The sequence below is a fragment of the Pseudorhodoferax sp. Leaf267 genome, assembly GCF_001422405.1.
Lineage (GTDB): Bacteria > Pseudomonadota > Gammaproteobacteria > Burkholderiales > Burkholderiaceae_C > Pseudorhodoferax.
Map to the genome: position 1 here is coordinate 85,405 of NZ_LMMV01000024.1, position 23,691 is coordinate 109,095.

Here is a 23,691-nt window from a genome sequence, read left to right on the forward strand (position 1 = left end):
CTGACCACTGCGGATGACCCTAACCCGTGGCGGGGCCACGCAGCAACTTCGTCCGTTCCGACGATGCAGCCCCGCCGGGCCGGCGGGAAGATGCCCGCATCGACAAGGCCGCCACCGGCGGGCCAAGGAGGCAGACGATGGCAGGACCGCTGCAGGGACTCAAGGTGATCGAGATGGCTGGCATCGGCCCCGGGCCGTTCTGCGCCATGCTGCTGGCCGACATGGGCGCCGAGGTGGTGCGCATCGAGCGCCCCGGCACGCGCGCCAATCCGCACGACATCCTGGCGCGCGGGCGCAGCGTGCTGCAGCTGGACCTGCGCGCCGACGGCGCGGCAGCCGGCGTGCTCGACGCCATCGCCAGCGCCGACGTGCTGATCGAGGGCTTTCGCCCCGGCGTGATGGAGCGCCTGGGCCTGGGGCCTGCCGCATGCCATGCGCGCAACCCGCGCCTGGTCTATGGCCGCATGACGGGCTGGGGCCAGCACGGGCCGCTGGCCAAGGCCGCGGGGCACGACATCAACTACATCGCCATCAGCGGTGCGCTGCATGCCATCGGCCGGTCCGGCGAGGCCCCGGTGCCGCCGCTCAACTACGTTGGCGACTTCGGCGGCGGCGCCATGCTGCTGGCCTTCGGCCTGCTGGCTGCGCTGCACGAGACGCAGCGCAGCGGCCAGGGCCAGGTGGTGGATGCGGCCATGACCGATGGCGCGGCGCTGCTGTCGGCCATGATGCTGGGCATGAAGGCCGCGGGGCAGTGGAGCAACCAGCGCGGCGAGAACATGCTGGACGGCGGCGCGCACTTCTACGACACCTATGCCTGCGCCGACGGCAAGTACGTGGCCATCGGCGCCATCGAGCCGCAGTTCTACGCGCTGCTGCGCGAGCGTTGCGGCATCGCCGACGACCCGGCCTTCGACGCGCAGCTCGACACCGACCGCTGGCCGCTGCTCAAGCTGCGCATGGCCGACCTGTTCCGCACCCGCACGCGCGATGCCTGGTGCGCGCTGCTGGAAGGCACGGACGCCTGCTTCGCCCCCGTGCTGGACTGGGACGAAGCCCCCGCGCATGCGCACAACGTGGCACGCCAGACCTTCGTCGAAGTGGGCGGCCTGGTGCAGCCCGCGCCCGCGCCGCGCTTCAGCCGCACGGCCGCGCAGGTGCCGCCAGCGGTCGCGCCCGACAGCGCCGAGGCGGTGCTGCGCCGCTGGCGGCAACCGGATTGAGAACTGGAGACCCCATGACCATCGACTTGCGCCGCTCCTGGATGGACGAAGACCTGGAGCTGTTCCGCGACAACGCGGTGCGTTTCATCGAGACCGAGATGCTGCCGCACGACGAAGCAGCGCGCGAGGCCGGCAACGTGGGCCACGCCATCTGGCGCAAGGCCGGCGAACTGGGCCTGCTCTGCGTGGACATCCCCGAGGAATACGGCGGCGGTGGCGGCGACTTCCGCCACGAGGCCATCCTGCACGAGGAAATGGCACGCCGCGCGCTGTCGGGTATGAGCATCGGCGTGCATTCCATCGTGGCGCACTACTTCCTGAACCACGGAACGGACGCGCAGAAGGCGCACTACCTGCCACGCCTGGCGCGCGGCGAGATCGTGGGCGCCATCGCCATGACCGAGCCGGGCGCGGGCTCGGACCTGCAGGGCGTGCGCACACGCGCCGACAGGGTCGAGGGCGTCTACCGCATCAACGGCTCCAAGACCTTCATCTCCAACGGCTACCTCGCTGGCGTGGTGCTGGTGGTGGCCAAGACCGACCCGAGCCAGGGCGCCAAGGGCACCTCCATCCTGCTCGTGGACACGGCCGACTGCCCGGGCTTTCGCGTGGGCCGTGTGCTCGACAAGATGGGGCTGAAGGCGCAGGACACCTCCGAGCTGTTCTTCGACGACGTGACCGTGCGCAGCGATGCGGTGCTGGGCGGCAAGGAAGGGCAGGGCTTCTTCCAGCTCATGGGCGACCTGCCCTACGAGCGGCTCATCATCGGCGTGGCCTCGCTGGCCGCGATGGAGGGCGCCTTCCTCGCCACGCTGGACTACGTGCGCGAGCGCAAGGCCTTCGGCAAGCCGATCGCCGAATTCCAGAACACCAAGTTCAAGCTGGCCGAGATCGCCACGCAGATCAAGGTGGGCCGGGCCTTCATCGACCGCTGTGTCGAGGACCTGGTGGCCGGCAGGCTCGACACCGCCACCGCGTCCATGGCCAAGCTTTGGGGCTCGGAAGCGCAAGGCCGCGTGGTCGACGAATGCGTGCAGCTGTTCGGCGGCTACGGCTACATGAACGAGTACCTGGTCACGCGCATGTACACGGACGCGCGCATCCAGCGCATCTTCGGCGGCACGAACGAGATCATGAAAGAAGTGATCTCGCGCGCGTTATGAGCGACGCGCCGGGCCGCCCCAGGCAAGCTTGCACCGCAGTGCGCAAGCACGGAGTTTCAACATGAGCGTCCTCGACATTGAAGAGCGCAGCGGTGTCGCCTGGCTCACCATGAACCGGCCCGAGCGGCTGAACGCACTCAACCCCGAACTCACGACGGCCCTGCGCGAATACTTCGAGCGCCTCACGGCCCGCAGCGCCACGCGCGTGGTCGTGCTGCAGGGCGCGGGCCGCGCCTTCTGCGCCGGCCTGGACATCAAGGACACGGTGGTCGGCGGCCCGCGCGGCGTCGAGCAGATGCTGGAGAAGCAAAAAGGCATCCGCGACATCATGCTGGCGATGCGGCGGTGCCCGCAGCCCGTCATCAGCGTGGTGCAGGGCGCGGCCAGCGGCGGAGGGTTCGCGCTCGCGCTCGCGTCCGACGTGCGCCTGGTCACGCCCGATGCACGCATGAACGCGGCCTTCATCCGCATCGGCCTGTCTGCCTGCGACGTGGGCGTGAGCTACTTCCTGCCGCGCATGGTCGGCAGCTCGGTCGCAGCCGAATACATGCTGACCGGCCGCTTCATGGACGCGCAGCGGGCCTACGCGCTCGGCCTGGTCAGCCGCGTCGCGCCACTGGCCGAGCTGCAGGCGCAGGCGCAGGCCATGGCCGCCGACATGCTCAACGCCACGCCCGTCGCGCTGCGCCTGACCAAGGAGGCGCTGGGTTTCGCGGTGGACGCCGGCAGCATGGAAGCCGTGATCGCCATGGAAGACCGCAACCAGGTGCTGTGCACCCAGACCGCCGATTTCCACGAAGGCATGCAGGCCTTCCTCGACAAGCGCACGCCAATCTACGGAAGCCCCACATGACCCTCGACGACCTGATCTACAAACCCGGCCTGCTGGCCGGCCGGCGCTACCTGGTGACGGGCGGCGGCAGCGGCCTGGGCCGCGTGATGGGCGAGGCGTTGCTGATGCTGGGCGCCACCGTCTACATCTGCGGCCGGCGCGCGCCGGTGGTCGAGCAGACCGCGCAGGAGCTCATGGCCGCGCATGGCGGCAAGGTGGTGGGCCTGCCGTGCGACATCCGCAAGGACGAGCAGATCACCGCCATGCTGGACGCCATCTGGGCCGACGGCGGCGCGCTGGACGGCCTGGTCAACAACGCCGCCGGCAACTTCGTGAGCCGCACGGAGGACCTCTCACCGCGCGCCTTCGACGCCATTGCCAACATCGTGTTCCGCGGCAGCTTCATGATGACGCTGGACTGCGGCAAGCGCTGGCTGGCCGAAGGCAAGGCAGCCTCCGTGGTCTCCATCCTCACCACCTGGGTGTGGAACGGCTCGCCGTTCACGGTGCCGTCTGCCATGTCCAAGGCCGGCCTGCACGCGATGACGCAGTCGCTGGCCGTGGAGTGGGCCGGCCGCGGGGTGCGCTTCAACGCCATCGCGCCGGGCCTGTTCCCCACCGAAGGCATGAGCGCGCGGCTCAACCCCGGCGGTGGCGAGCACAAGACCGAGGGCAACCCCATGCAGCGCAACGGCCGCATGCCCGAGCTGGCCAACCTCGCGGTGTTCCTGCTCGGCCCGGGCTCGGAATACGTGAACGGCCAGACCATTGCGATCGACGGTGCGCAGTACCAGGCCACGGGCGGCAACTTCGCGCGCATGTCGGCCTGGGGCGACGAGGACTGGCGCCGCGCGCGTGACAACATCGCCGGCCAGGACGCCAAAGACAGGAGACAACGCCTTGAGTAACGCAGAACAGGACGAACAGACATTCCACGACCGCGTCGCGCTGCAGATCGACACTGATGGCGTGGCCCAGGTCCGCCTGGCGCGGCCCGACAAGATGAACGCGCTGGACACGGCCATGTTCGACGGCATCCTCGCCGCCGGCGCCGCGCTGCAGCAGGCCCGGGGCCTGCGCGCCGTGGTGCTGCATGGCGAAGGCAGGGCGTTTTGCGCCGGGCTGGACATGGCCAGCTTCGTCAACATGGCCGAGGGCGGCGCGAGCGGCATGCCCGGCCTGGCCGAGCTGCAGCAGCGCACGCACGGCCTGGCCAACCGCTTCCAGCAGGTCGCCTGGCAATGGCGCGAGCTGGCCGTGCCCGTCATCGCCGCCATCCAGGGCGTGGCCTACGGCGGCGGCCTGCAGATCGCGCTGGGGGCCGACCTGCGCCTGCTGGCGGCCGATGCACGCATGTCCGTCATGGAAATGCAGTGGGGCCTGGTGCCCGACATGGCCGGCATCCCCTTGCTGCGCGAACTGCTGCGCGCCGACATCGCGCGCGACCTGGTGTTCAGCGCGCGCATCGTGCCGGCCGACGAGGCCTGCGCCATCGGCCTGGCCACCCGCATCTGCCCCGACCCCCTGGCCGAAGCGCTGGCCATGGCGCGCAACATCGCAGGTCGCAACCCCGATGCCGTGCGCGCCGCCAAGCGGCTGCTGAACCAGATGAGCGACGGCGATGCCGCCAGCCTGCTGATGGCCGAGTCGGTCGAGCAGCAGCGCCTGGTCGGCAGCCCGAACCAGCGCGAAGCGGTGCGCGCCGCCATGGGCAAGCGGCCCGGCCGCTTCACCGAGCCCGATTGATCTTCTTCACTTGGCGGCGGCGGGCATCGCGAGGTGCGTGCCGCTTTGCCATGGGCGCCTTACGCGCTTGGCTACACGAAACCAGCGGCAAGACATGTACAACTGGATACAAAACACCCGTCCAATGCATACATAAACTTACGAGTTTGTACCGTGTTTTGTTGGCAGCTTGGCGGCAAATTGTGTTTCACGCAACCAACTCGCAACAAATTTAGCCAAATCGATCTTTAAATTGGTTCTGCGTTCATACAATAACGCCGGAAATTTAGTTACCGATTGCATGCAGATGCAACGGAGGTAACGGTGGCGCCCGCAGAGGCGCGAAGTCGGATCAGGGCGCGGAGGCAGGGCGCGTGCGGTCATCGGTCCAGCCGTGGGATTGGCGCGCGCGCCAGTGCTCTCTCCAAAACAACGTTCGCTGGGCGTCACAACATGTCTTTCCGCTTGCTCACCGCCGCGGGTGCTGCCTTGGCACCGGCCGCGCCGGCCTGGTCCGCTGCCCCGGCGATCGTCGCGCTGCAGGTCAGCAGCCCGCTGGGGCCCGTCTGGGCGTGGACGCTGGGCATCCTGATGGGCCTGGTGATGGTGCTGCTCACGGTCTACACGGCGCGCCACTACGTCTTCTCGCTGAACCGGCTGTTCGGCCGCCAGCGCAACCCCTATGCCAGCCTGGTCACCGCCGACTGGCCGCGCGTGACGATCTTCGTGGCCGCGCACAACGAGGAAGACGTGATCCGGGACTGCCTCGAAAACCTGATGCTGGTCGACTACCCGGCCGACCGCATGCAGGTGGTGCCGGTCAACGACCGCTCCACCGACCGCACGCGCGAGATCGTCGACGAGGTGGTCGCGCGCTACCCGGGCCGCATCACGCCGTTCCACCGCACCAGCGGCAAGCCGGGCAAGGCCGCGGCGCTGAAGGACGCCACCGAGACCATCGACACCGACTTCATCATCGTCTTCGATGCCGACTACATGCCCTCGCGCGGGCTGATCCGCCGGCTCATGGCGCCGTTCTTCGACCCCGAGGTCGGCGCCGTGATGGGCCGCGTCGTGCCGCACAACGTGGGCGCCAACCTGCTCACGCGGCTGCTGGACCTGGAGCGCGCCGGCGGCTACCAGGTCGACCAGCAGGCCCGCATGAACCTGGGCCTGGTGCCGCAGTACGGCGGCACGGTGGGCGGCATCCGCGTGAGCGCGCTGAAAGCCGTGGGCGGCTGGCATGACGACGTGCTGGCCGAGGACACGGACCTCACCTACCGCCTGCTGCTGGGCGGCTGGCGCACTGTCTACCACAACCGCGCCGAGTGCTACGAAGAGGTGCCGCAGAGCTGGGCCGTGCGCATGCGCCAGATCAAGCGCTGGTCCAAGGGCCACAACCAGGCCATGGTGCGCCACTGTGGCGGCCTGCTGCGCAACCGCACGCTGCGCTGGACGGAGCGGCTGGACGGCTTCCTGCTGCTGGGCGTGTACATGATGTCGCCCGTGCTGCTGCTGGGCTGGGTGCTCAGCGTGCTGATGTACTTCACGGTCAGCATGCAGTGGCTGGCGCCCGCGCTGCTGCTGATGGCCTTCATGGTGCACAGCGCGCTGGGCAACTTCGCGGCCTTCTTCGAGATCGCCACGGCCGTGCACCTGGACCGCTCCAACCGCCGCATCCGGCTGCTGGCGTTCTCGTTCCTGGGCTTCATCGTGAGCGCCGTGGCCATCGCGCGTTCGGTGATCGACCAGCTGCTGCTGGACCGCCTGGGCGGCGGCAAGTTCCACTGGGACAAGACCGTGCGCTACCGCCGCGCCAGCCCTTCGCTGGGCCTGCCGGCCGCACCTTCGGCCAAGGTCGGCCCGTGACGCTGGCGCTGTTGGTGTTGCTCACGCTGTGCGCCATGGCGGTGCCCATGCTGCCGGCGTTCCTGGAATGGCGCCGGCCCAGCGACGTGCAGCCGTTGCCCATCGACGAGACCGATGCGCTGGACCCTCCGTTCCTGGCCCGCAGCTTCGCGGCGCGCCTGGCCGCCGCGGTGCAGGCCGGCCAGACGGAGCTGGGCCGCACCGAGATCGTGGCCGGCCCGCCCGCGGGCCAGCCCCTGGCGCTGACCGAGGCCGAGCGCACTGCCGGCGCCACCCACCGCCTGTGGCACGCCGCGGGCGACCTGCGGCTGCCCGACGGCATGGCCTTTTATGCCGAGGTGGCGGCCAAGGGCGCGCTGCGCGCAGGCGAGCGCAGTGTGTGCAAGGCCTTGTGGGCCGGCGGCGCGCTGCGGCTGGGCCAGCAGTCGTCGGTGCTGCGCTGGGCGCATGGCGATGAGGTCTTCGTGGGCCAGGCCTGCGAGCTGGCCGGCCGCGTGACGGCCGAGCGGCTGCTGGTGCTGGCGCCGGGTGTGGGCTTCACGCTGCTGCATGCGCCGCGCCTGCAGTTTCTGCCGTATGTGGCGCCGGGAGCCGCCGTGCCGGCGACCACCGACGGCGCGGCGCTGACCGGCGTGCAGTGGGACGCCTCGGGCCGGCGTGCCATCGGCCAGGGCCCGCTCGCCGTGCCCGCGGGCACGGCCTGGCAGGGCGACCTGATCTGCCACGGCGACCTGACGCTGGCGCCGCGCTGCGCCGTGCGCGGCAGCCTCAAGGTGCGCGGCCGGCTCACGGTCGGCGCGGGCTGCGTGATCCGCGGTGGCGTGTTCGCCGAAGACGCGATCGTGCTCGACGAAGCCTGCAGCGTGCAGGGCGTGCTGATGTCCGAGCGCAGCATCGCGCTGGGGGCGGGCTGCACGGTCGGCACGCTGGCCGTGCCGGCCAACGTGGCGGCGCCGCAGATCGACATCGGCGCCGGCGTGGTCGTGCACGGCACGGTCTGGGCCGGCGAGCAGGGCCGCTGCGTGGCGCCGCTGCCCGCGGCCGTGCCGGCCGGCGCCGGCGCCTGGCCATCGCAACCCGGTTCTCCACCGGCGGGCGCGCAGTGAGCGCCAAGCCCGTCACGACCCGGGTCTGGCTGATCCGGGGCGGCCTCCTGGTGCTGGCCGTCGTCGCGCTCGTCCTGCTGGGCGTCTTCGGCGGCGCGCGTGGTGGCGCCGCGGCGCCGACGCACCTGGCGCTGTTGATCCCCGACGACCTGCCCGGCGACGACCTGCACGTGGTCGCTTGGCAGGACGCCGCGGCCGAGCTCGGCTTCAAGCTGACGGTGCTGCGCGCCTCCGAACTGCTGCGCGCCGGCACCCCGGCGCGCGATGCCGCGCTGATCCTGCCCGACCAGGTGCACCGCCGCATGAACGACGCGCTCATCGCCGTGCTGGAGCAGCGCGTGCGCGCCGGTGCCCGCCTGATGCTCGTGCACGACGCCGGCCTGGAGGCGCTGGACGGCGGCTACCACCCGGCGCAGTCGCGCCTGTCGGGCCTGGCCGGCGTGCGCTATGCGCTGTATGGCGAGCTGGGCGGGCGCATGTCGGGCGACCACGTGGCCTGGGTCGAGGGCGCGGCCGTGCCCATCCTGCGCCTGCCGCCCGGCAAGCTGATCCGCGATGGCGAGGACGAGCCCCTGTCGAGCAACCAGCCGCCGCCGCTGGACGAGGAGCCGCTGGCCGTCGTGGGCTACCACTACGGCCGGCTGCACTACCCCGTGTACAGCACGCGCGGCGTGTTTCCCGGCCGGCGCCTCATGCATGCCGAAGAGGGCAGCCTGCTCGCTGGCCTGCACAGCGTGGGCCTGGGGCAGGTGCTGTTCGTGAACCTGCCGCTGACCTACCTCAAGCTGCGCACCGATGGCCTGTTCCTGCACAGCTTCCTGCGCTATTTCGCGCAGGACGTGTCGGGGCTGCCGCAGCTCTCGCAGGTGCCCGATGCGCAGGGCGCGCTGATCATGAACTGGCATGTGGACGCGGCTGCCGCGGTGCCCGCCATCGAGACGCTGGACGCGCTGGGCGCGTTCGAGCAGGGGCCGTACTCCATCCACCTGACCGCCGGCCCGGATGTGGACAACCCCGGCGACGGCCAGGGCATGGACCTGGCGCGCAACGAACGCATGCAGCACTGGGTGCGCCGCTTCGTCGAGCGCGGTGACGAGGTCGGCAGCCACGGCGGATGGATCCACAACGCCTTCGGCCGCGACGTCGACAAGCAGGCGCCGCAGCGCTCCATCGGGCTGATCGAGCGCAACTTCGCGGCCGTGCGCGCCGCCAGCGGCCAGCCGGTGCGCGAGTACTCGGCGCCCATGGGAAACCACCCGGCCTGGACCACGCCCTGGCTGCGCGCGCAGGGCATCCAGGCCTACTACTTCACCGGCGACATCGGCATGGCGCCCACGCGCAGCTACCAGGGCGGCAAGCGCGGCCCCTCGGGCATGTGGGCCTTCCCGGTGCTGAGCTACGGCGCACACGCCAGCTTCGAGGAAACCTCGATGGCCGGCATCGCCGACCGCGACATCGGCGCCTGGCTCAAGGACGTGGCCGACTTCTGCGCCCAGTACCACACGGTGCGGCTGGTGTACTTCCACCCGCCCGGCGTGGCGCTGTTTCCCGACGCGTTCCGCGACTGGATCCGCCACACCGCCAAGCTGGTCGAGGAGCGCTCGCTGCGCTGGATCACCATGGCCCAGTACGCGGCCTTCGCCAACGAGCGCCTGGCCGTCGAATGGGACACCCGCGTCGAAGACGCCGCGACCGAACTGCTGCAGGCCAGCCACCCGCGTTCGCTGGCGCACTTCGCCTGGCTGCTGCCGCTGGCGCGCTACGACATGCCGCGCGTGCTCGAGGGCCAGGCCCAGGTCGTGCGCGACGGCGATGCCTGGCGTGTCGTCGCCGGGGCCTCCACCCGGTTGCGCCTGCAACTGCCGCTGCGCGCCAATGTGCCGGCGCCCGAATCCTTCACTCCCACCGCCGCGCCATGACGCAACCCAACTCTCCGTCGGCCAGGCCGATCCTGATCTCCGTCGGCACCCGCCCCGAAATCATCAAGATGGCGCCCGTCTACGCCGAGCTGCGCCGCCGCGGCATGCCCGTGGCCTGGGTGCACAGCGGCCAGCACCGCGAGATGGCCGAGTCGCTGTACGACTTCTTCGACATCCGGCCGCAGTACGAGCTGCAGCTCGACCGCCGCAACGCCAGCCTGGCCCACCTGAACGCCTTGCTGCTCGAACGCCTGTCCGAGGTCTACGAACAGGCCCGGCCCGCGGCCGTGCTGGTGCACGGCGACACCACGAGCACGCTGGCCTCGGCGCAGGCCGCGTTCTACCTGGACTTGCCCGTCGGCCATGTCGAGGCCGGGCTGCGCACCTTCATCCCACGCGAGCCCTTCCCCGAGGAGAAGAACCGCGAGATCACGGCGCGGCTGGCGCGCTGGCATTTCGCGCCCACGCCCGGCGCCGCGGCCAACCTGGCGCGCGAAGGCATCGCGGCCAGCGGCGTGCACATGGTGGGCAACACCGCCGTCGACGCCGCGCTGGCCGGCGCCAGCCGGCTGGTGACCCTGCTGGCCAGCGGCGCGCTGCAGCTGCCCGAGCCGCTGCGGCGGCTGCAGCCCCACCTGGCGCAGGGCCGGCTGATCACCGTCACCGCGCACCGGCGCGAGAACTGGGGGCCGGGCATCCGCGACATCGCGCGTGCCGTGGCGCGCCTGCTGCAGGCCGACCCGCGCCTGGCCGTGGCCTGGCCCGTGCATGGCAACCCGGCCGTGGCCGACATCGTGCACGCCGAGCTCGGCGAATTGGCCCAGCGGCTGGAAGGCCGGCTGTGCCTGTGCCCGCCGCTGGACTACCCGGCGCTGCTGTGGTGCCTGCAGCACAGCGCGCTGGCGCTGACCGACTCGGGCGGCATCCAGGAGGAGGGCGCCGCGCTGTCGCGCCCGGTCCTGGTGCTGCGCGACACCACCGAGCGGCCCGAACTCATCGAGGCCGGCGCCGGCCTGATCGTGGGCACCGACATGCAGCGCATCGTGGGCGTCGTCACGCGCCTGCTCAACGAAGGCGACGAGCTGGCGCGCATGCGCGCCGCCGTGAACCCGTTCGGCGATGGCAAGACCTCGCAGCGCATCGCCGACGTGCTGGGCAAGGCGCTGTGAACCAGCGCACCCTGGCCCTGCTGCTGGCCTGCGCGCTGCCGGCCGCGGGCGCACTGGCGCAAGCCGTCGATGCGTTGCCGCAGGCGGTCGAGGCCCTGCCGCTGCCGGCCGCGCCGCCACCGGCGGCCGCCGAGGCGCCGCCGCGCACCACCTGGGATCTGCAGACCTCGCGCAGCGCACTGACGGCCGGCCTGCCCGATGGCGAGGCGCAGAACCTGCGCGGCGCCATCACCATGGCGCCAGGCCATGTGCTGCAGATCGACGCGCTGAACGAGCGCAAGTTCGGCGCGCGCGGCGGCGTGCTGGCCGTGGCCTACACGGGCACGCTGTCGGAGCGGTGGTACCTGACCCACACGCTGGCGGCCGGCACCGGCGGGCCGAACTGGGCCAACGCGCGCACCGACCTGCAGGTCTCGCGCAAGTGGCTGTCGCAGGGCCAGCTGGTGACCTCGCTGGCGGTCTACAAGGCCTGGTTCGACAACGACCGCAGCGACCTCGGCTCGCGCCTGTCGCTGGCCTGGTACCTGCCCGGCAATGTGGTGCTGGAGCACGGCATGGTGTTCAACGTCAGCCAGCCCGGCGACGTGGCCTCGCACATGCCGTATGCCGCCATCACGGTGGGCCGCGAGGGCTGGCAGTACTTCTCGGTGCGCGGCGCCAAGGGCACCGAGGCCTACCAGGCCGTCGGCGATCAGGCGCAGCTGGTGGACTTCCGCAGCTCCACCGTCGCGTTCGGCTGGCGCCGCTGGATCGGCCGCACCTGGGGCTTCACGTTCCAGGACGAGTACTACAAGAACCCGAGCTACCGCCGCCGCACGCTGGGCATCGGCCTCTTCGCGCAATTCTGAGATGACCAAGCCATCGAGCACCGCCGAGATCGTCCAGCGCCTGCGCGCGCGCGGCCACCGCGGCGGCAACATCGCGCAGCACCGGGCCATCTGGCGGCTGCCGCTGCCCATGGGGCGCGTGGTGGCGGGCTGCGCGCTGGCGCTGGCCTTCAGCACCGCGCTGATGCTGCTGCGCCCCTGGGTCGGCATGGCCTGGGGCGACGAGGTGCTGTGGTGGCTGCGCGCGCTGGCGCTGCGCGGCCAGTTCGTGCCGGGCAGCGCCGACCAGGTCGGCTGGTTCGGCCTGGTCGTGCCCGTGGTCATTCCCGAGATGCCGGTGCCCGATGCGAACACGCCGCTCAAGCACGGCGCGGTGCTGGTGCTGCTGTGGTGGTGCACGGGCTGGCTGTCCGACGCGGCCAAGCCGCTGGCCTTCTTCGTGCGCCTGGGCGTGCTCGTGCACGGGGCCTCGGTGCTGTTCTTCATGTTCTGGTCGGCCAGCTTCACGCACACCGTGGCCGGCCATGTGGCCAGCGGCCTGCGCCAGACCTGGTACCTGATGCTGGCCACGCCGTGGATCCACCTCATGACCTACTACCTGTTCCCGTTCGCGCACTGGCAGCGCGCGGCGCTGACGGCCGCGACGCTGCTGTTCCTGTTCGTGCTGACGCCGCTGCAGTACGCGCTGCACGTGGCGCTGGCCAGCATGAGCGGGCTGATCCTGCTGCCGCTGCTGAACCTCATGTTCGGCGTGATGCTGCCGGTGGTGGGCGTCGTGGCCCTGTACGGCTGGGGCATGGCCTGGGCCGCGCCCATCCACGGGGAGCGCCGTGCGCGCTGACACCCTGGCCCACCGCCTGCGCCTGGCGTTGGCCACGCTGGTGCTCGGCGCTGCCGGCGCGGCATCGGCCGCCGCGCCCGTGTGCGCGCGCGGCGCGCTGGTGGACGCGGGCTTTCGCGACGCGGCCCTGGCCACGCTGGCGCAGTTGGCGATCCACGCGCCGGGGCAGGCCGCGCACGGCGCCGTCAAGTCCAACCTGTCGCCGGGCTACGTGGACCCCGGCGGCGCGCGCTGGCATTTCATCTCGGCCTACCAGGTCAACCTGGCCCTGGCCGAGGCGCTGCGCGTGGCGCCGTCGTTGCTGCCGGTGGCCGCCGAATGGCTGCGCTGGCAGTCGCGCCATACCGCGCCCACGGGGCCGGGGCAGGGCGTGGTGTTCGACCACTGGGTGCGCGAGGCCGACCTGCATGTCGCGCCGTGCCCCGTCGGCCGGCCGGCCGACGAGTGCCCGCACGTGGACGCCTACGACAGCACGGCCGCCTCGCTGCTGCTCATGGCCGAGGCCTACCGCGCGGCCGGCGGCGACGCTGCGCTGCTGCGCGAGGCCGGCATGCGCGCCTCGCTGCAGGCCTCGGTGGGCACCATGGTCGCGCTGACGCAGCCCGAGGGCCTGAGCTCGGCCAAGCCCGGCTACGCGGTGGACTACCTGATGGACGCGGTGGAGGTGGCGGCCGGCTGGCGCGCCTGGGCCGGCGTGCAGCAGCAGGCCTATGCCGACGGGCCCGGCGCCGCGCGCAGCCTGGCCGCCGCGCAGCGCACCGAAGACGCCGTGCGCACGCAGCTGTGGCACGCCCCCAGCCAGGCCTGGCGCGTGAGCCTGCAGGCCGGGCCGCCCGATTTCGCGCGCTGGTACGCCGACACCGTGGCCCAGGCCTGGCCGCTGCTGTGGGGCGTGGCCGGCCCGGCGCCCGCCGACGCCGCCGCAGCCTGGCGCCAGGCCGCCCGCCGCTGGCAGGGCCAGGCCGACTGGTCGCGCCGCAACGTGGACCCCGATGGTTTCTGGTGGCCCGCCGTGGCCGTGGCGGCGCGCTGCACGGGCGACGAGGCCGCCGCGCGCACCTGGGTCGCCCGCGCACGCGGCGCCTGGCTGCGCACCGAGCGGCCCTTCGCCTGGCCGTTCCAGGTCGGCGACCTGCGCTGGCTGCTCTGGCTCTCCGATCCCGTTCCATGAAGAAGTGCGAGCGTTCTTCCCTGTGTTTCCCAACCCTCACAACAGCCATAGAAAAGGTGCAACCATGTCCCTCCAAGTCCTTGTTCAACGCCTGCGTGCCTTGCGGCACCCGTGGGCCGCGGCGCTGTTCGCGCTGCTGCTGGCCGTGTTCGCCAGCCCCGGCGCCGCGCTGGCCGGCAGCCGCGACAGCCTGACGCTGCTGGTGCCCGACGGCGCCGACACCGCCGCCTGGCAGGTGCGCGTGTGGACCGACACGGCGGTCGAGGAAGGCCTGCAGATGAAGGTCATGACCGACTCGGCCTTCATCGCGCTCGGCACCTCGGCGTCCTCGTCGATCGGCGGCCTGGTGCTGCCCGACAGCGCGCACATCCAGGCCAGCGACAAGCTGGTCGCCGCGGTCAAGCAGTACGTCTCGCGCGGCGGCAAGCTGCTGCTCGTCTACGACGCGGGCGCGCTGAACGACGCGGGCTTCTACGACGCCGGCGGCCGTTCGCGCTTTTCCGATCTGGTGGGCGTGGACTACGTGCAGTACCAGGCCCTGCAGGACCGCGTGGTGGGTTTCGGCCCCGTGGTCGGCGCGCGCGGCATGCTCGACGACCTGTCGCTGCCGCCCGGCAAGTACCTGCCCTACGCAGCGCCCAGCGTGGCGGCGGCCGCGGCCCGCTCGGCCACGCCCCAGCTGGCCTATGTGCCGACCAGCCGCTTCGATGCGGGCGGCTCGGAGTTCATGCGCTCGTGGTACCGCGCCCGCGCCAACCCGCAGCCCAATGCGCGCGTGGCCTCCGTCGTCGGTGGCCTGCGCTACGACCTCGGCGTGGCCAACGCCACCAGGTCGCTCGGCAGCCTGCTGCTCAATGCCTCGCGCTGGACCGCCGCTCGTCGCGTGGGTGAGGTCGGTGCCGTGGCCACGCGTGGCGGCGCGGGCTGGGAGGAGCTCTCGTCTGCGCAAGCCAAGGCGCGCCAGGCGGCCGGCGATGCGGAACTGCAGGTCGTCAGCAGCTACGGCTTCGGCCCCCTGAGCTACTACAGCTACGTGACCACGGGCGAGTTCCCGGGCACCGTGCTGCTGACCTCGCCCGACTTCGGCCTGGTGGCCGGCGAGCGCACCTACAGCAAGGGCGAAGTGCTCTTCGTGAACCTGCCGGTCGGCTTCTTCAAGGCCATCGGCACCGACGGCGCGCTGCTGCACGGCGTGCTGGGTTACTTCGCGCGCGACACGGTCGGCATGCCGCGCCTGGCGGTGCAGCCGGGCGGCATCGGCGGCCTGGTCTACAACTGGCACGTGGACGACGGCGACGATGTCGTGCCCCAGTTCCGCGACATCATGGCGATGGACTTCATGCGCGGCGCCGGCCCCTTCTCGGTGCACTTCACCGCCGGCCCCGACGTGGACGTGCCCGGCGACGGCCTGGGCATGAACCTGCCGGCCAACCCCGCGGCCCAGGACGTGGTGCTGCGCACCGGCAAGTTCGGCCGCTACGCTTCCAACGCCAGCCTGGTCAAGCACGCCGTCGGCTCCCATGGCGGCTGGAACCACAACCTGTACGGCCTGAACGCCACCGAGACCAATGCCGCCCTGTACCTGCCCTGGCTGCAGGCGAACTTCCAGGCCATCACCAACGTGACCGGCGAGCGCCAGCGCGAGTACTCGGCACCCCAGGGCAACAACCCGTCATGGGCCGTGCGGTGGAAGGAGCAGTACGGCGTGGTCGGCATGTACACCGTCAGCAACACCGGCACCCCGGCCATGCGCGAATGGCGTGACGGCGCGCGCCTGACGACCAAGCTGTGGGCCATGCCCATCGCACCGTTCGGCGTCTCGGCCACCTTCGAGGACTTCGAGGCCAACGGCGTCAGCGACGCGACGTCCGCGCAGTGGCTGCTTGACCTGCAGAGCTTCGTCGTCAACAAGCGCAGCAACCGCCTGTTCTACAACCACCCCCCCGGCGCGGCCGACCACCTGGGCGTCGTCAAGACCTTCGTCAACCGCGGCGGCAAGCTGGAGGACGGCAACCGCTTCAAGTGGTACACGATGACCGAGCTGGCCGACTTCTCGCAGCGCCGCATCCAGACCGGCTGGGCCAGCACGCCCTTCCTGCTGGGCACCAGCGTGTTCGCGATCAGCAACGCACAGTCGCTGACCGACGTCACCATGCTGCTGCCACGCAGCAGCTACACGCTGCCGGTGATCTATTCGGGCCTGGGCACGGTCTCCAGCGACACCAACGACTGGGTCATCACCGCCAGGAGCGGCACCCAGCTGCGCTTCATCACCAGCGAACGCTGATCGCCTGGCGCCACGCAGGCGAGCGGCTGCCACAGGGCGGCCCGCACCGTTGCACGACGGGCGGGCCGCCTTTTTTTCTGGACCACGCGCCAGGTGGTGGCGCTGTGACGGTGCTGCTGCGACAGGCCCACAATGTGTCGGCCACCCGAACATCCGGACCGCATGACCCCCCTGCCGTGCCCCTTTGCGAACAGCCTGGCGCTGTGGCGGGCCCGGTGCGGCCGCCTCGGGGCCTGGCCATGAACAGCGTGCAGGGCCTGTGGGGCCTGGTGGGCGCCGAGCACCTCGTGTTCAGCCTGTTCTGGCTGCTGCTGCGGCGCGCGCTGTGCCCGAGCGACCGCGCCGGCATCTACACGCTGGCCCTGTTCAACCTGTCCATGGGGGTGGGGCTGATGCTGATCGCGCTGCGCGGCCATCTGCCCGCGCTGCTCACCCACGCGGGCGCCGACGCGCTGATCGTGCTGGCGCTGGCCATGATGTGGCACGGCTGCGCCGCGCATTTCGGCGGCCTGGCCACGCGCGAGCCCCTGGTCGTCGGCGGGGGCACCGCCGCACTGCTGATCGTGCTACAGGCTGCGCAGCTGGCGGACGCCCGCTGGCGGCTGGCCCTGGTCTACCTGGCCATCGCCTGGCTGGTGGTGCGCGCGCCCTGGCTCGCATCGCCCCACGGGCGCAGCCGCTTCGACCACAGCCTGGACGTGCTGATGATCCTGCGCACCCTGGCGGTCCTGGCCGCGCTCGGCCTGGTGGTGCAGGCGCTGGGCGGCCTGCTGTGGGGTTGGGAACTGGCGGCCAGCGTCGCGGCGCCGCAGTCCTACCTGCTGGCCTACGGCGTGCTCATCGTGCTCACGCTGCTCAACTCGGCCCTGTACTTCATCATCGTGCGCAGCCTGGTGCGCGAGCTGGGCGCCCTGGCCAGCCGCGATGCGATGACCGGCCTGCTGAACCGGCGCGCCTTCCTGGACCGGCTGGACCGGCGCTGGCAGGACTGGCAACGCGAGCAGCGCCGCTTCGTGCTCATCAGCGTGGACGTGGACCACTTCAAGTCGATCAACGACGGCTTCGGCCACGCCGCGGGCGACGCGGTGCTGTGCGGCGTGGCCGGTGTGCTGCAGGCCGACGCGCGCCCGCACGATGCCGTGGCCCGCATCGGGGGCGAGGAGTTCGTCGTGATCCTGGCCGACATTGCGGACGAAGCCCAGGCGCTGGCCACGGCCGAGCGCCTGCGCGTGGCCGTGCAGGGCATGGCCCTGCCGCCGGCCCTGCAAGGCCGCAGCGTGACGGTCAGTGCCGGCGTGGCGCTGGTGGCGCCCCAGGACCGGCACCCGGCCGGCACGCTGGACCGCAGCGACCGGGCGCTCTACCGCGCCAAGGGCAACGGCCGCAACCGCGTCTGCCTGGACCGCCCGCACGCGGCCGCGTAGCCCGTGGCAGGCGCGCGGCGCCTGTCTGCATCATGGACGAATGCCCGGTAGCGCTGCGCGACGTCGACCGCATCTACACAGAATCCAAGCCAATAGCGTGCCAGCGCCGCCGTATTTGTACGGATTTGTTGTAGATGTAATAAAGATGCTGCAAGTGGGCTTCGATTGTTAACTGTATTCGTACAATTAACCGAACGATAACAAGATACTTTGCATGCAACCGGGAGCCCCATCTTTGTCGCCTGACGGTGGGGCAACCGTGTCGGCACCGGCGCTCGCCGATCTCCTGCGCTCCCCGCTGTCACCCACCGCCGGCCGCCGCCCCGCGCTGCGTGGCCACGTACGCTGCATGCTGCTGCATGCGCCGTGGCTGCTTGTCCCGGCGGCGCAGCCAGTCGCCGCCGCGATCCCGTGAGAGGGGGCACGCGCGGTTTCTGGACGGGCCGCATCAGCATCGGGGTGCTGGCGTTGGGCATGCTGGCGCTGGTGGGGCTGTGGCGCGGCACCAGCGCACCCGGGCGCGCTGCGCCCACGCACCTGGCGCTGCTGGTGCCCGACGGCCTGGCCGCCGATGACCTGCATGTGCGGGCCTGGCAGGACGCCGCGGCCGAGCTGGGCTTCGAGCTGGAGCTGCTGCGTGCCTCGGCCCTGCTGCGCGGGGAGCGCGCGGGCGCAGCGGCGCTGATCCTGCCCGACGGTGTGCGCCGGCACCTGGGCGACGCCTTGCTGGAGCGGATCGAGCAGCGCGTGCGCGCCGGCACCCCGCTGCTGCTGGTGCACGACGCAGGCGTGGATGGCCCGGACGTCGCGGCCCGCCCGGCCGCGCGGCTGGCCGGCGTGGCCTACGCAGACGCCGCGGGCACGCCCCCGCGCACGGCAACAGGTCGCGTGGCGTGGGTCGAGGGCGCCGCCGTGCCGCTGCTGCAGCTGCCGCCCGGCACGCTGGAAGGTGACGCCACGCAGGCCGATGCCGCCCCGATGGCCGTGGCCGGCGACGAGCACCTGGCCGACGCCGCCTTGGCCACGCGCGGCGTCTACAACGGCCAGCGCCTCATGCAGGCCGGCGACGGCAGCCTGCTCGCGGGCCTGCGCGTGCTCGGCCAGGGCCAGGTGTTGTTCGTGAACCTGCCGCTTGGCGCGCTCAAGCGGCGCAACGACGGCCTGTGGCTGCACGTGTGGCTGCGCTTCTTCGCGCAGGACGTAGCGGCCCTGCCGCAGCTCGCGCCCATGCCGGGCGCACAGGGCGCGCTGATCCTGAACTGGCAGCTCGACACAGCCAGCGCCGCGCCGGCGCTGGGCACGCTCGATGCGCTGGGCGCCTTCGCACAAGGGCCGTATTCCATCCACCTCGCGGCCGACTTCGATGCACCCGGCAGGCAGGCGCTGCAGGCCTGGGTGCGCCACTTCGCCGCGCGCGGCGACGAGCTGGGTAGCCGCGGGGGGCGGGGCGAACCGCAGGCCACGCCGGCCAGCGCGCTGACCGAGGCCTCGCTGCATGCCGTGCGCGAGGCGGCCGGCCGGCCGGTGCGCGAGGTGTCGGTGCCGCTGGGCCCGCACCCGGAACAGGCCATGCCCTGGCTGCAGGCGCAGGGCATCACGGCCTACCGTTTCGATGGTGACCGGGGCATGGCGCCCACGCGCAGCTACGTGGGCGGCCAGCGTGGTCCGGCCGGCCTATGGGCGTTCAGCGCGCTGCGCGCCGGCACGAAGGCTCTCGCCAGCCCGTTGGGCACGCCGCAGGCGCCACTGGCCATCGGTGCCTGGCTGGACGACCTGGCCGAGACTACTGCGCGCAGCACCGCACCGTGCGGCTGGTGGCCCTGGACCCGGCCGACGCCGCGCACGCCCCGCAGGCCGTACGCGACTGGCTGCGCCACGTGGAGGCGCTGCAGCGCCGCGGCGTGCTGCACTGGACGACCATGGGCCGTTACGCACACTTTGCCAACCAGCGGCATGCCGTGGAGTGGGGCACGGACCCCGATCCGCTGGTGCCACGCACCGACGTGCTGCAGGCCAGCCATCCGCGCTCGCTCGCGCACTTCGCCTGGCTGCTGCCGGTGGCGCGCTACGCCGAGCCGCACGTGCTCGAAGGCATCGCGCAGGTGGCCCGCGATGGCGGCTTCTGGCGCGTCGTCGCCGGGCCTGGCACGCGGCTGCGGCTGCAATTGCCCATGCAGCCCGGGGCCGGTGCGGCCGTGCAGCCGCCCGCGCAGTGAAACGGGTTTACCGGTCCTTGGCCTGCAGGTTCACCGTGGTCTCGGCGAGCTTGCTGACGTAGTCGTCGTTGCCGTAGATCTCCTTGACCGCGGCTTGCAGGGCCTTGTAGTCGTCCGCCAGGCCCAGGCCCTTGGCGAAGGCGGCCGCGGTGCCGAAGCCGGCGATGCCGTAGTGGCTCATGCGCTGGTACTGGGCAATGATCACGGCGTCGCGCACCGGGCCCTTCTTGGGCGCTTCTTCGCCGGTGTGCTTGGTGGCTTCGGCGACCAGGCCTTCCATGCCCTTGCAATGCTCCTTGGAGACCTTCTCGCCGTTCGATGCGATGAGGTCCTTCAGGATGCCGGTGTGCTTGGCGATGCCTTCTTGCGAGCCGGTCAGCATGTCCTTGAGGCTCTTGTCGGCGGCCTTGGTGTTGAGCTTCTTGATGCAGCGGAGCATCTGGTCGTTGGCCGACCACAGGTCTTTCAGTTCGTCGGTGTACAGGTCTTTGAGGTTTTCGGGTGTGGACATGGCGCGTTCCTGGTTGGAGATGGATGGACAGAGACAAGCGCCTGATCGTCGGATCGGGACGCGCCGGGTGATGGTTCTGGTGCAACTGCCACTGGCCGTGGGCCAGCCATGCGCGTCGCCGGGGGGCCGGCCTGCGCGTGCGGTGGTAGCACTGTGCGCGGTGCCCGAACGCGTCGCCGCCCTGTTTGAGGCCAGCTTCGCGTAGGAGAAGGTGCCCGCCCGGCCGCGCCATTGCCGCTGCACCGTGCATCAATCGATCCGAATGTTGCAATTCACTTTGGCAACGCACTGGTCGAGACTCCCTGGCAGCGCTGCACCACGCAGCCCACCTTCGGAGACCCGAGTGAATACCGCCACTGACACGCTGGATGCCTGGATCGGACGCAGCGAGACCGTCCAGGACACCATCACCACCGCCCCCGTCGTCGCCCTCACGGCCACGCTGGACCACCCCGCCTTCGATGCCCCCACCGGCACGCCGCTGCCGCCGCTGTGGCACTGGCTGTACTTCCTGCCCAAGCACCGGCAGTCCGACATCGGCGCCGACGGCCACGCCAAACGCGGCGGCTTCATGCCCCCGGTGCCGCTGCCACGGCGCATGTGGGCCGGCAGCCAGTTCACCTTCCACTCGCCGATCCGCGTGGGCGACGCCGTGGCCCGCACCTCCACCATCGACGACGTGAGCATCAAGGAGGGCCGCACCGGCAAGCTGGTGTTCGTGAAGGTGCGCCACGAGGTGCGCTGCAACGGCGCGGCCGACCCGGCGCTGGTCGAGTTCCACGACATCGTCTACCGTGAGGCTCAGCGGCCGGGCGACGTGGCCCCGCCGCCGCAGGCCGCCGCGCAGGGCGCCTGGCGCCGCGAGATCGTGCCGGACGACGTGCTGCTGTTCCGCTACTCGGCGCTGACCTTCAACGGCCACCGCATCCACTACGACCGCCAGTACGTCACGCAGGTCGAGGGCTACCCCGGCCTCATCGTGCACGGCCCGCTGATCGCCACCTTGCTGATGGACCTGCTGCGCCGCCAGATGCCCGATGCGGACGTGGCCAGCTTCCGCTTCAAGGCCGTGCGGCCGACCTTCGACCTGCACCCCTTCCATGTGAACGGCGAGCTGCAGGCCGACGGCAAGACCGTGCGCCTGTGGGCCAGCGACCACGAAGGCTGGCTGACGATGGACGCGGTTGCAGTATTGAGATAACACCCCCCAGTCTCCGCGCTGCGCGCTCCGCCAACCCCCCTCTGCTGCGCGAGGGGGGCGCACCCAGCGGCCTGGCAGAGCCAGTTCCGCGTGTGCCCTGCGGGGGGCCGTGCTCTCTGATGCCCCTGGGGCGAAAACAACGACTCATCGATAGAAGGCCACATCACCATGCAACCCCTCAAAGGCATCACCGTCGTCACGCTCGAACACGCCATCGCGGCGCCGTTCGCCACGCGCCAGCTCGCCGACCTGGGCGCCCGCGTCATCAAGATCGAACGCCCGGGCAGCGGCGATTTCGCCCGCGGCTACGACCAGCGCGTGCGCGGCCTGGCCTCGCACTTCGTCTGGACCAACCGTTCCAAGGAGAGCCTCACGCTGGACGTCAAGCATCCGCAGGCCGCCAAGGTGCTGGAGCGCCTGGTGCTGGAGAAGGCCGACGTGGTAGTGCAGAACCTCGCGCCCGGCGCCGCTGCGCGTCTGGGCATGGGCTACGACCAGCTGTCGGCACGCAAGCCCGGCCTGATCGTCTGCGACATCTCAGGCTACGGCGACGACCCGGTCAACCCCGGCCCCTACCGCGACAAGAAGGCCTACGACCTGTTGATCCAGAGCGAAGCCGGCTTCGTCTCCGTCACCGGCACGCCGGACGAGCCCTGCAAGGCCGGCCCCTCGATCGCCGACATCGCGGCCGGCATGTATGCGTACACCAACATCCTGGCCGCGCTGATGCAGCGCAGCCAGACCGGGCGCGGCCAGCGCATCGACATCTCCATGCTGGAGTCCTTGGCCGAGTGGACCAGCTACCCGCTGTACTACGCCTTCGACGGTGCCGCGCCGCCGCCGCGCACGGGGGCCAGCCACGCGACGATCTACCCGTATGGCCCGTTCCCGGCCGGCGACGGCGGCACCGTGATGCTGGGCCTGCAGAACGAGCGCGAATGGCTGAGCTTCTGCGAGAAGGTGCTGCAGCAGCCTGCGTTGGCCACCGACCCGCGCTTCACCGCCAACTTCAAGCGCGTGGCCGAGCGCGCGGCGCTGCGCCAGATCATCGTGGACGCGTTCGCCTCGCTGACCGTGGCGCAAGTGGTCGAGCGGCTGGAGGCCGCGCAGATCGCCAACGCCCAGGTCAACACCATGGCCGAGGTATGGGCGCACCCGCAGCTGCAGGCGCGTGGCCGCTGGACGGAGGTCGGCTCGCCGCAAGGCCCGCTGCCCGCCATGCTGCCGCCCGGCAGTTGGGACACGGGCCCGCGCATGGACCCGGTGCCCGCGCTGGGCCAGCACACCGACGCGATCCTGGCCGAGCTGGGCTACGGCGCGGCCGAGATCGCAGCCCTGCACGCCGCGCAGGCAGTCTGAGGCGAGCGCCATGGCGAACCCATCCGCCCCGCAGCCGCGCACCTACCTCTTCGTGCCCGGCACGCGCACCGAGCGCTTCGGCAAGGCCCTGGCCAGCGGTGCCGACTGCGTGCTGCTGGACCTGGAAGACGCCGTGGCCGCGGACGACAAGCCGCTGGCCCGCGAGGCCATCGCCCAGTGGTTCGCCAGCGCCGCGCCGGCCGACCGCGCCCGCGTCGCCGTGCGCATCAACGACGCGGGCTCGCCGTACTTCTGCGACGACCTGCGCGCGCTGCAGGCCTGCGGCTGCACGCAGCTCGTGCTGCCCAAGGCCGAAGAACCTTCGCAGATCGCCGCCGTGGCGAAAGTCATCCCCGGTGCCCAGGTGCTGGCCCTGATCGAGAGCGCGCGCGGCGTGGCGAATGTGGACGCCGTGGCCGCCACCCCCGGCGTCACGCGCCTGCTGTTCGGCACGCTGGACTTCGCGCTCGACCTGAACATCGACATCGCCGACGACGCCAGCGGCCTGGCCTATGCGGCCAGCCGCATCGCCATCGCCTCACGCGTGGCCGGCCTGCCAGCACCCGTGGCGGGCGTCACGCCGCAGTTCGACGAGAGGGTGCGCCTGCTGGCCGACCTGGCGCAATCACGCCGGCTCGGCTTCGGCGCCAAGCTGTGCATCCACCCCAGCCAGGTGGCGCCCATCCACGCCGCGCTGCGCCCATCCGAACAGTCGCTCGACTGGGCGCGCCGCGTGCTCGTGGCGGACGCCGCATCCCCCGGCGCCGCCCGGCTCGACGGCCGCATGGTCGACCGCCCCGTCGTCCTGCAAGCCCAACGCACGCTGGCCCTGGCCCGCGATTGACCCC

20 protein-coding genes are annotated in these 23,691 nt (G+C 71.5%); 18 read left to right on the forward strand and 2 right to left on the reverse strand.

The genetic code is table 11. From position 1 onward, the window contains the following. Positions 1-137: 137 nt before the first annotated feature. The 14 genes from ASF43_RS24000 to ASF43_RS24065 all read left to right on the forward strand — a co-directional run bounded on the left by ASF43_RS24000 (position 138) and on the right by ASF43_RS24065 (position 17,556). Positions 138-1,223, forward strand: a complete 1,086-nt coding sequence (locus ASF43_RS24000; protein WP_056186857.1) for a CaiB/BaiF CoA-transferase family protein — start codon at positions 138-140, stop codon at positions 1,221-1,223. Positions 1,224-1,237: 14 nt separating this feature from the next. Then, positions 1,238-2,386, forward strand: coding sequence for an acyl-CoA dehydrogenase family protein (locus ASF43_RS24005; protein WP_056186860.1), 1,149 nt, complete (start codon positions 1,238-1,240; stop codon positions 2,384-2,386). A gap of 61 nt (positions 2,387-2,447) precedes the next feature. Beyond that, positions 2,448-3,239 carry an enoyl-CoA hydratase/isomerase family protein gene (locus ASF43_RS24010; protein WP_056186862.1) on the forward strand — a complete coding sequence of 264 codons (792 nt, stop codon included), beginning with the start codon at positions 2,448-2,450 and terminating at the stop codon, positions 3,237-3,239. Then, positions 3,236-4,126: an SDR family oxidoreductase gene (locus ASF43_RS24015; protein WP_056186865.1), complete on the forward strand. Its 891-nt coding sequence runs from the start codon at positions 3,236-3,238 to the stop codon at positions 4,124-4,126. Before ASF43_RS24010 ends, ASF43_RS24015 begins: the two co-directional genes overlap by 4 nt. Beyond that, complete coding sequence (locus ASF43_RS24020) at positions 4,119-4,964, forward strand: crotonase/enoyl-CoA hydratase family protein (RefSeq protein WP_056186866.1); 846 nt, start codon at positions 4,119-4,121, stop codon at positions 4,962-4,964. Before ASF43_RS24015 ends, ASF43_RS24020 begins: the two co-directional genes overlap by 8 nt. 432 nt (positions 4,965-5,396) lie before the next feature. Beyond that, on the forward strand, positions 5,397-6,812 hold the full coding sequence (locus ASF43_RS24025) for a glycosyltransferase family 2 protein (protein ID WP_082498136.1): 1,416 nt from the start codon (positions 5,397-5,399) through the stop codon (positions 6,810-6,812). Continuing rightward, positions 6,809-7,918, forward strand: coding sequence for a polymer-forming cytoskeletal protein (locus ASF43_RS24030; RefSeq protein ID WP_056186869.1), 1,110 nt, complete (start codon positions 6,809-6,811; stop codon positions 7,916-7,918). Before ASF43_RS24025 ends, ASF43_RS24030 begins: the two co-directional genes overlap by 4 nt. After that, a complete protein-coding gene (locus tag ASF43_RS24035; protein ID WP_056186874.1) occupies positions 7,915-9,837 on the forward strand; it encodes a hypothetical protein in 1,923 nt (640 codons plus the stop codon). Before ASF43_RS24030 ends, ASF43_RS24035 begins: the two co-directional genes overlap by 4 nt. Then, positions 9,834-11,006, forward strand: a complete 1,173-nt coding sequence (gene wecB, locus ASF43_RS24040; protein ID WP_056186877.1) for a non-hydrolyzing UDP-N-acetylglucosamine 2-epimerase — start codon at positions 9,834-9,836, stop codon at positions 11,004-11,006. The genes ASF43_RS24035 and wecB overlap by 4 nt, the downstream gene beginning before the upstream one ends. Next, on the forward strand, positions 11,003-11,854 hold the full coding sequence (locus ASF43_RS24045; protein ID WP_056186880.1) for a YaiO family outer membrane beta-barrel protein: 852 nt from the start codon (positions 11,003-11,005) through the stop codon (positions 11,852-11,854). The genes wecB and ASF43_RS24045 overlap by 4 nt, the downstream gene beginning before the upstream one ends. A gap of 1 nt (position 11,855) precedes the next feature. Beyond that, positions 11,856-12,674, forward strand: coding sequence for a hypothetical protein (locus ASF43_RS24050; protein ID WP_056186884.1), 819 nt, complete (start codon positions 11,856-11,858; stop codon positions 12,672-12,674). Beyond that, on the forward strand, positions 12,664-13,845 hold the full coding sequence (locus tag ASF43_RS24055) for a hypothetical protein (RefSeq protein ID WP_056186886.1): 1,182 nt from the start codon (positions 12,664-12,666) through the stop codon (positions 13,843-13,845). Before ASF43_RS24050 ends, ASF43_RS24055 begins: the two co-directional genes overlap by 11 nt. Positions 13,846-13,909: 64 nt before the next feature. Then, complete coding sequence (locus ASF43_RS24060) at positions 13,910-16,132, forward strand: hypothetical protein (RefSeq protein WP_156373501.1); 2,223 nt, start codon at positions 13,910-13,912, stop codon at positions 16,130-16,132. A 239-nt stretch (positions 16,133-16,371) separates the two neighbouring features. Beyond that, positions 16,372-17,556 carry a GGDEF domain-containing protein gene (locus tag ASF43_RS24065; RefSeq protein ID WP_056186891.1) on the forward strand — a complete coding sequence of 395 codons (1,185 nt, stop codon included), beginning with the start codon at positions 16,372-16,374 and terminating at the stop codon, positions 17,554-17,556. A 186-nt stretch (positions 17,557-17,742) separates the two neighbouring features. Here ASF43_RS24065 and ASF43_RS24070 read toward each other — a convergent pair whose 3' ends face one another. After that, the gene (locus ASF43_RS24070; RefSeq protein WP_156373502.1) at positions 17,743-19,053 is read right to left on the reverse strand and encodes a hypothetical protein; all 1,311 of its coding nucleotides are present in this window, start codon (positions 19,051-19,053) and stop codon (positions 17,743-17,745) included. 308 nt (positions 19,054-19,361) lie between these two features. On the opposite strand from ASF43_RS24070, the gene ASF43_RS24075 reads away from it, so the two are divergent. After that, positions 19,362-19,772: a hypothetical protein gene (locus ASF43_RS24075; protein ID WP_056186896.1), complete on the forward strand. Its 411-nt coding sequence runs from the start codon at positions 19,362-19,364 to the stop codon at positions 19,770-19,772. 7 nt (positions 19,773-19,779) lie between these two features. On the opposite strand, the gene ASF43_RS24080 is transcribed toward ASF43_RS24075, so the two are convergent. Beyond that, positions 19,780-20,283, reverse strand: coding sequence for a ferritin-like domain-containing protein (locus ASF43_RS24080; protein ID WP_056186900.1), 504 nt, complete (start codon positions 20,281-20,283; stop codon positions 19,780-19,782). Positions 20,284-20,626: 343 nt separating this feature from the next. Here ASF43_RS24080 and ASF43_RS24085 point away from each other — a divergent pair, with 343 nt between their 5' ends. From ASF43_RS24085 to ASF43_RS24095, 3 genes are all read left to right on the forward strand, one after another. Next, positions 20,627-21,484: a MaoC family dehydratase N-terminal domain-containing protein gene (locus ASF43_RS24085; protein WP_235578353.1), complete on the forward strand. Its 858-nt coding sequence runs from the start codon at positions 20,627-20,629 to the stop codon at positions 21,482-21,484. Positions 21,485-21,652: 168 nt separating this feature from the next. Beyond that, complete coding sequence (locus tag ASF43_RS24090; protein ID WP_056186905.1) at positions 21,653-22,843, forward strand: CaiB/BaiF CoA-transferase family protein; 1,191 nt, start codon at positions 21,653-21,655, stop codon at positions 22,841-22,843. Positions 22,844-22,853: 10 nt separating this feature from the next. After that, entirely contained in the window at positions 22,854-23,687 is an 834-nt protein-coding gene (locus ASF43_RS24095) for a CoA ester lyase (protein ID WP_056186908.1), read from the forward strand. Positions 23,688-23,691 lie beyond the last annotated feature (4 nt).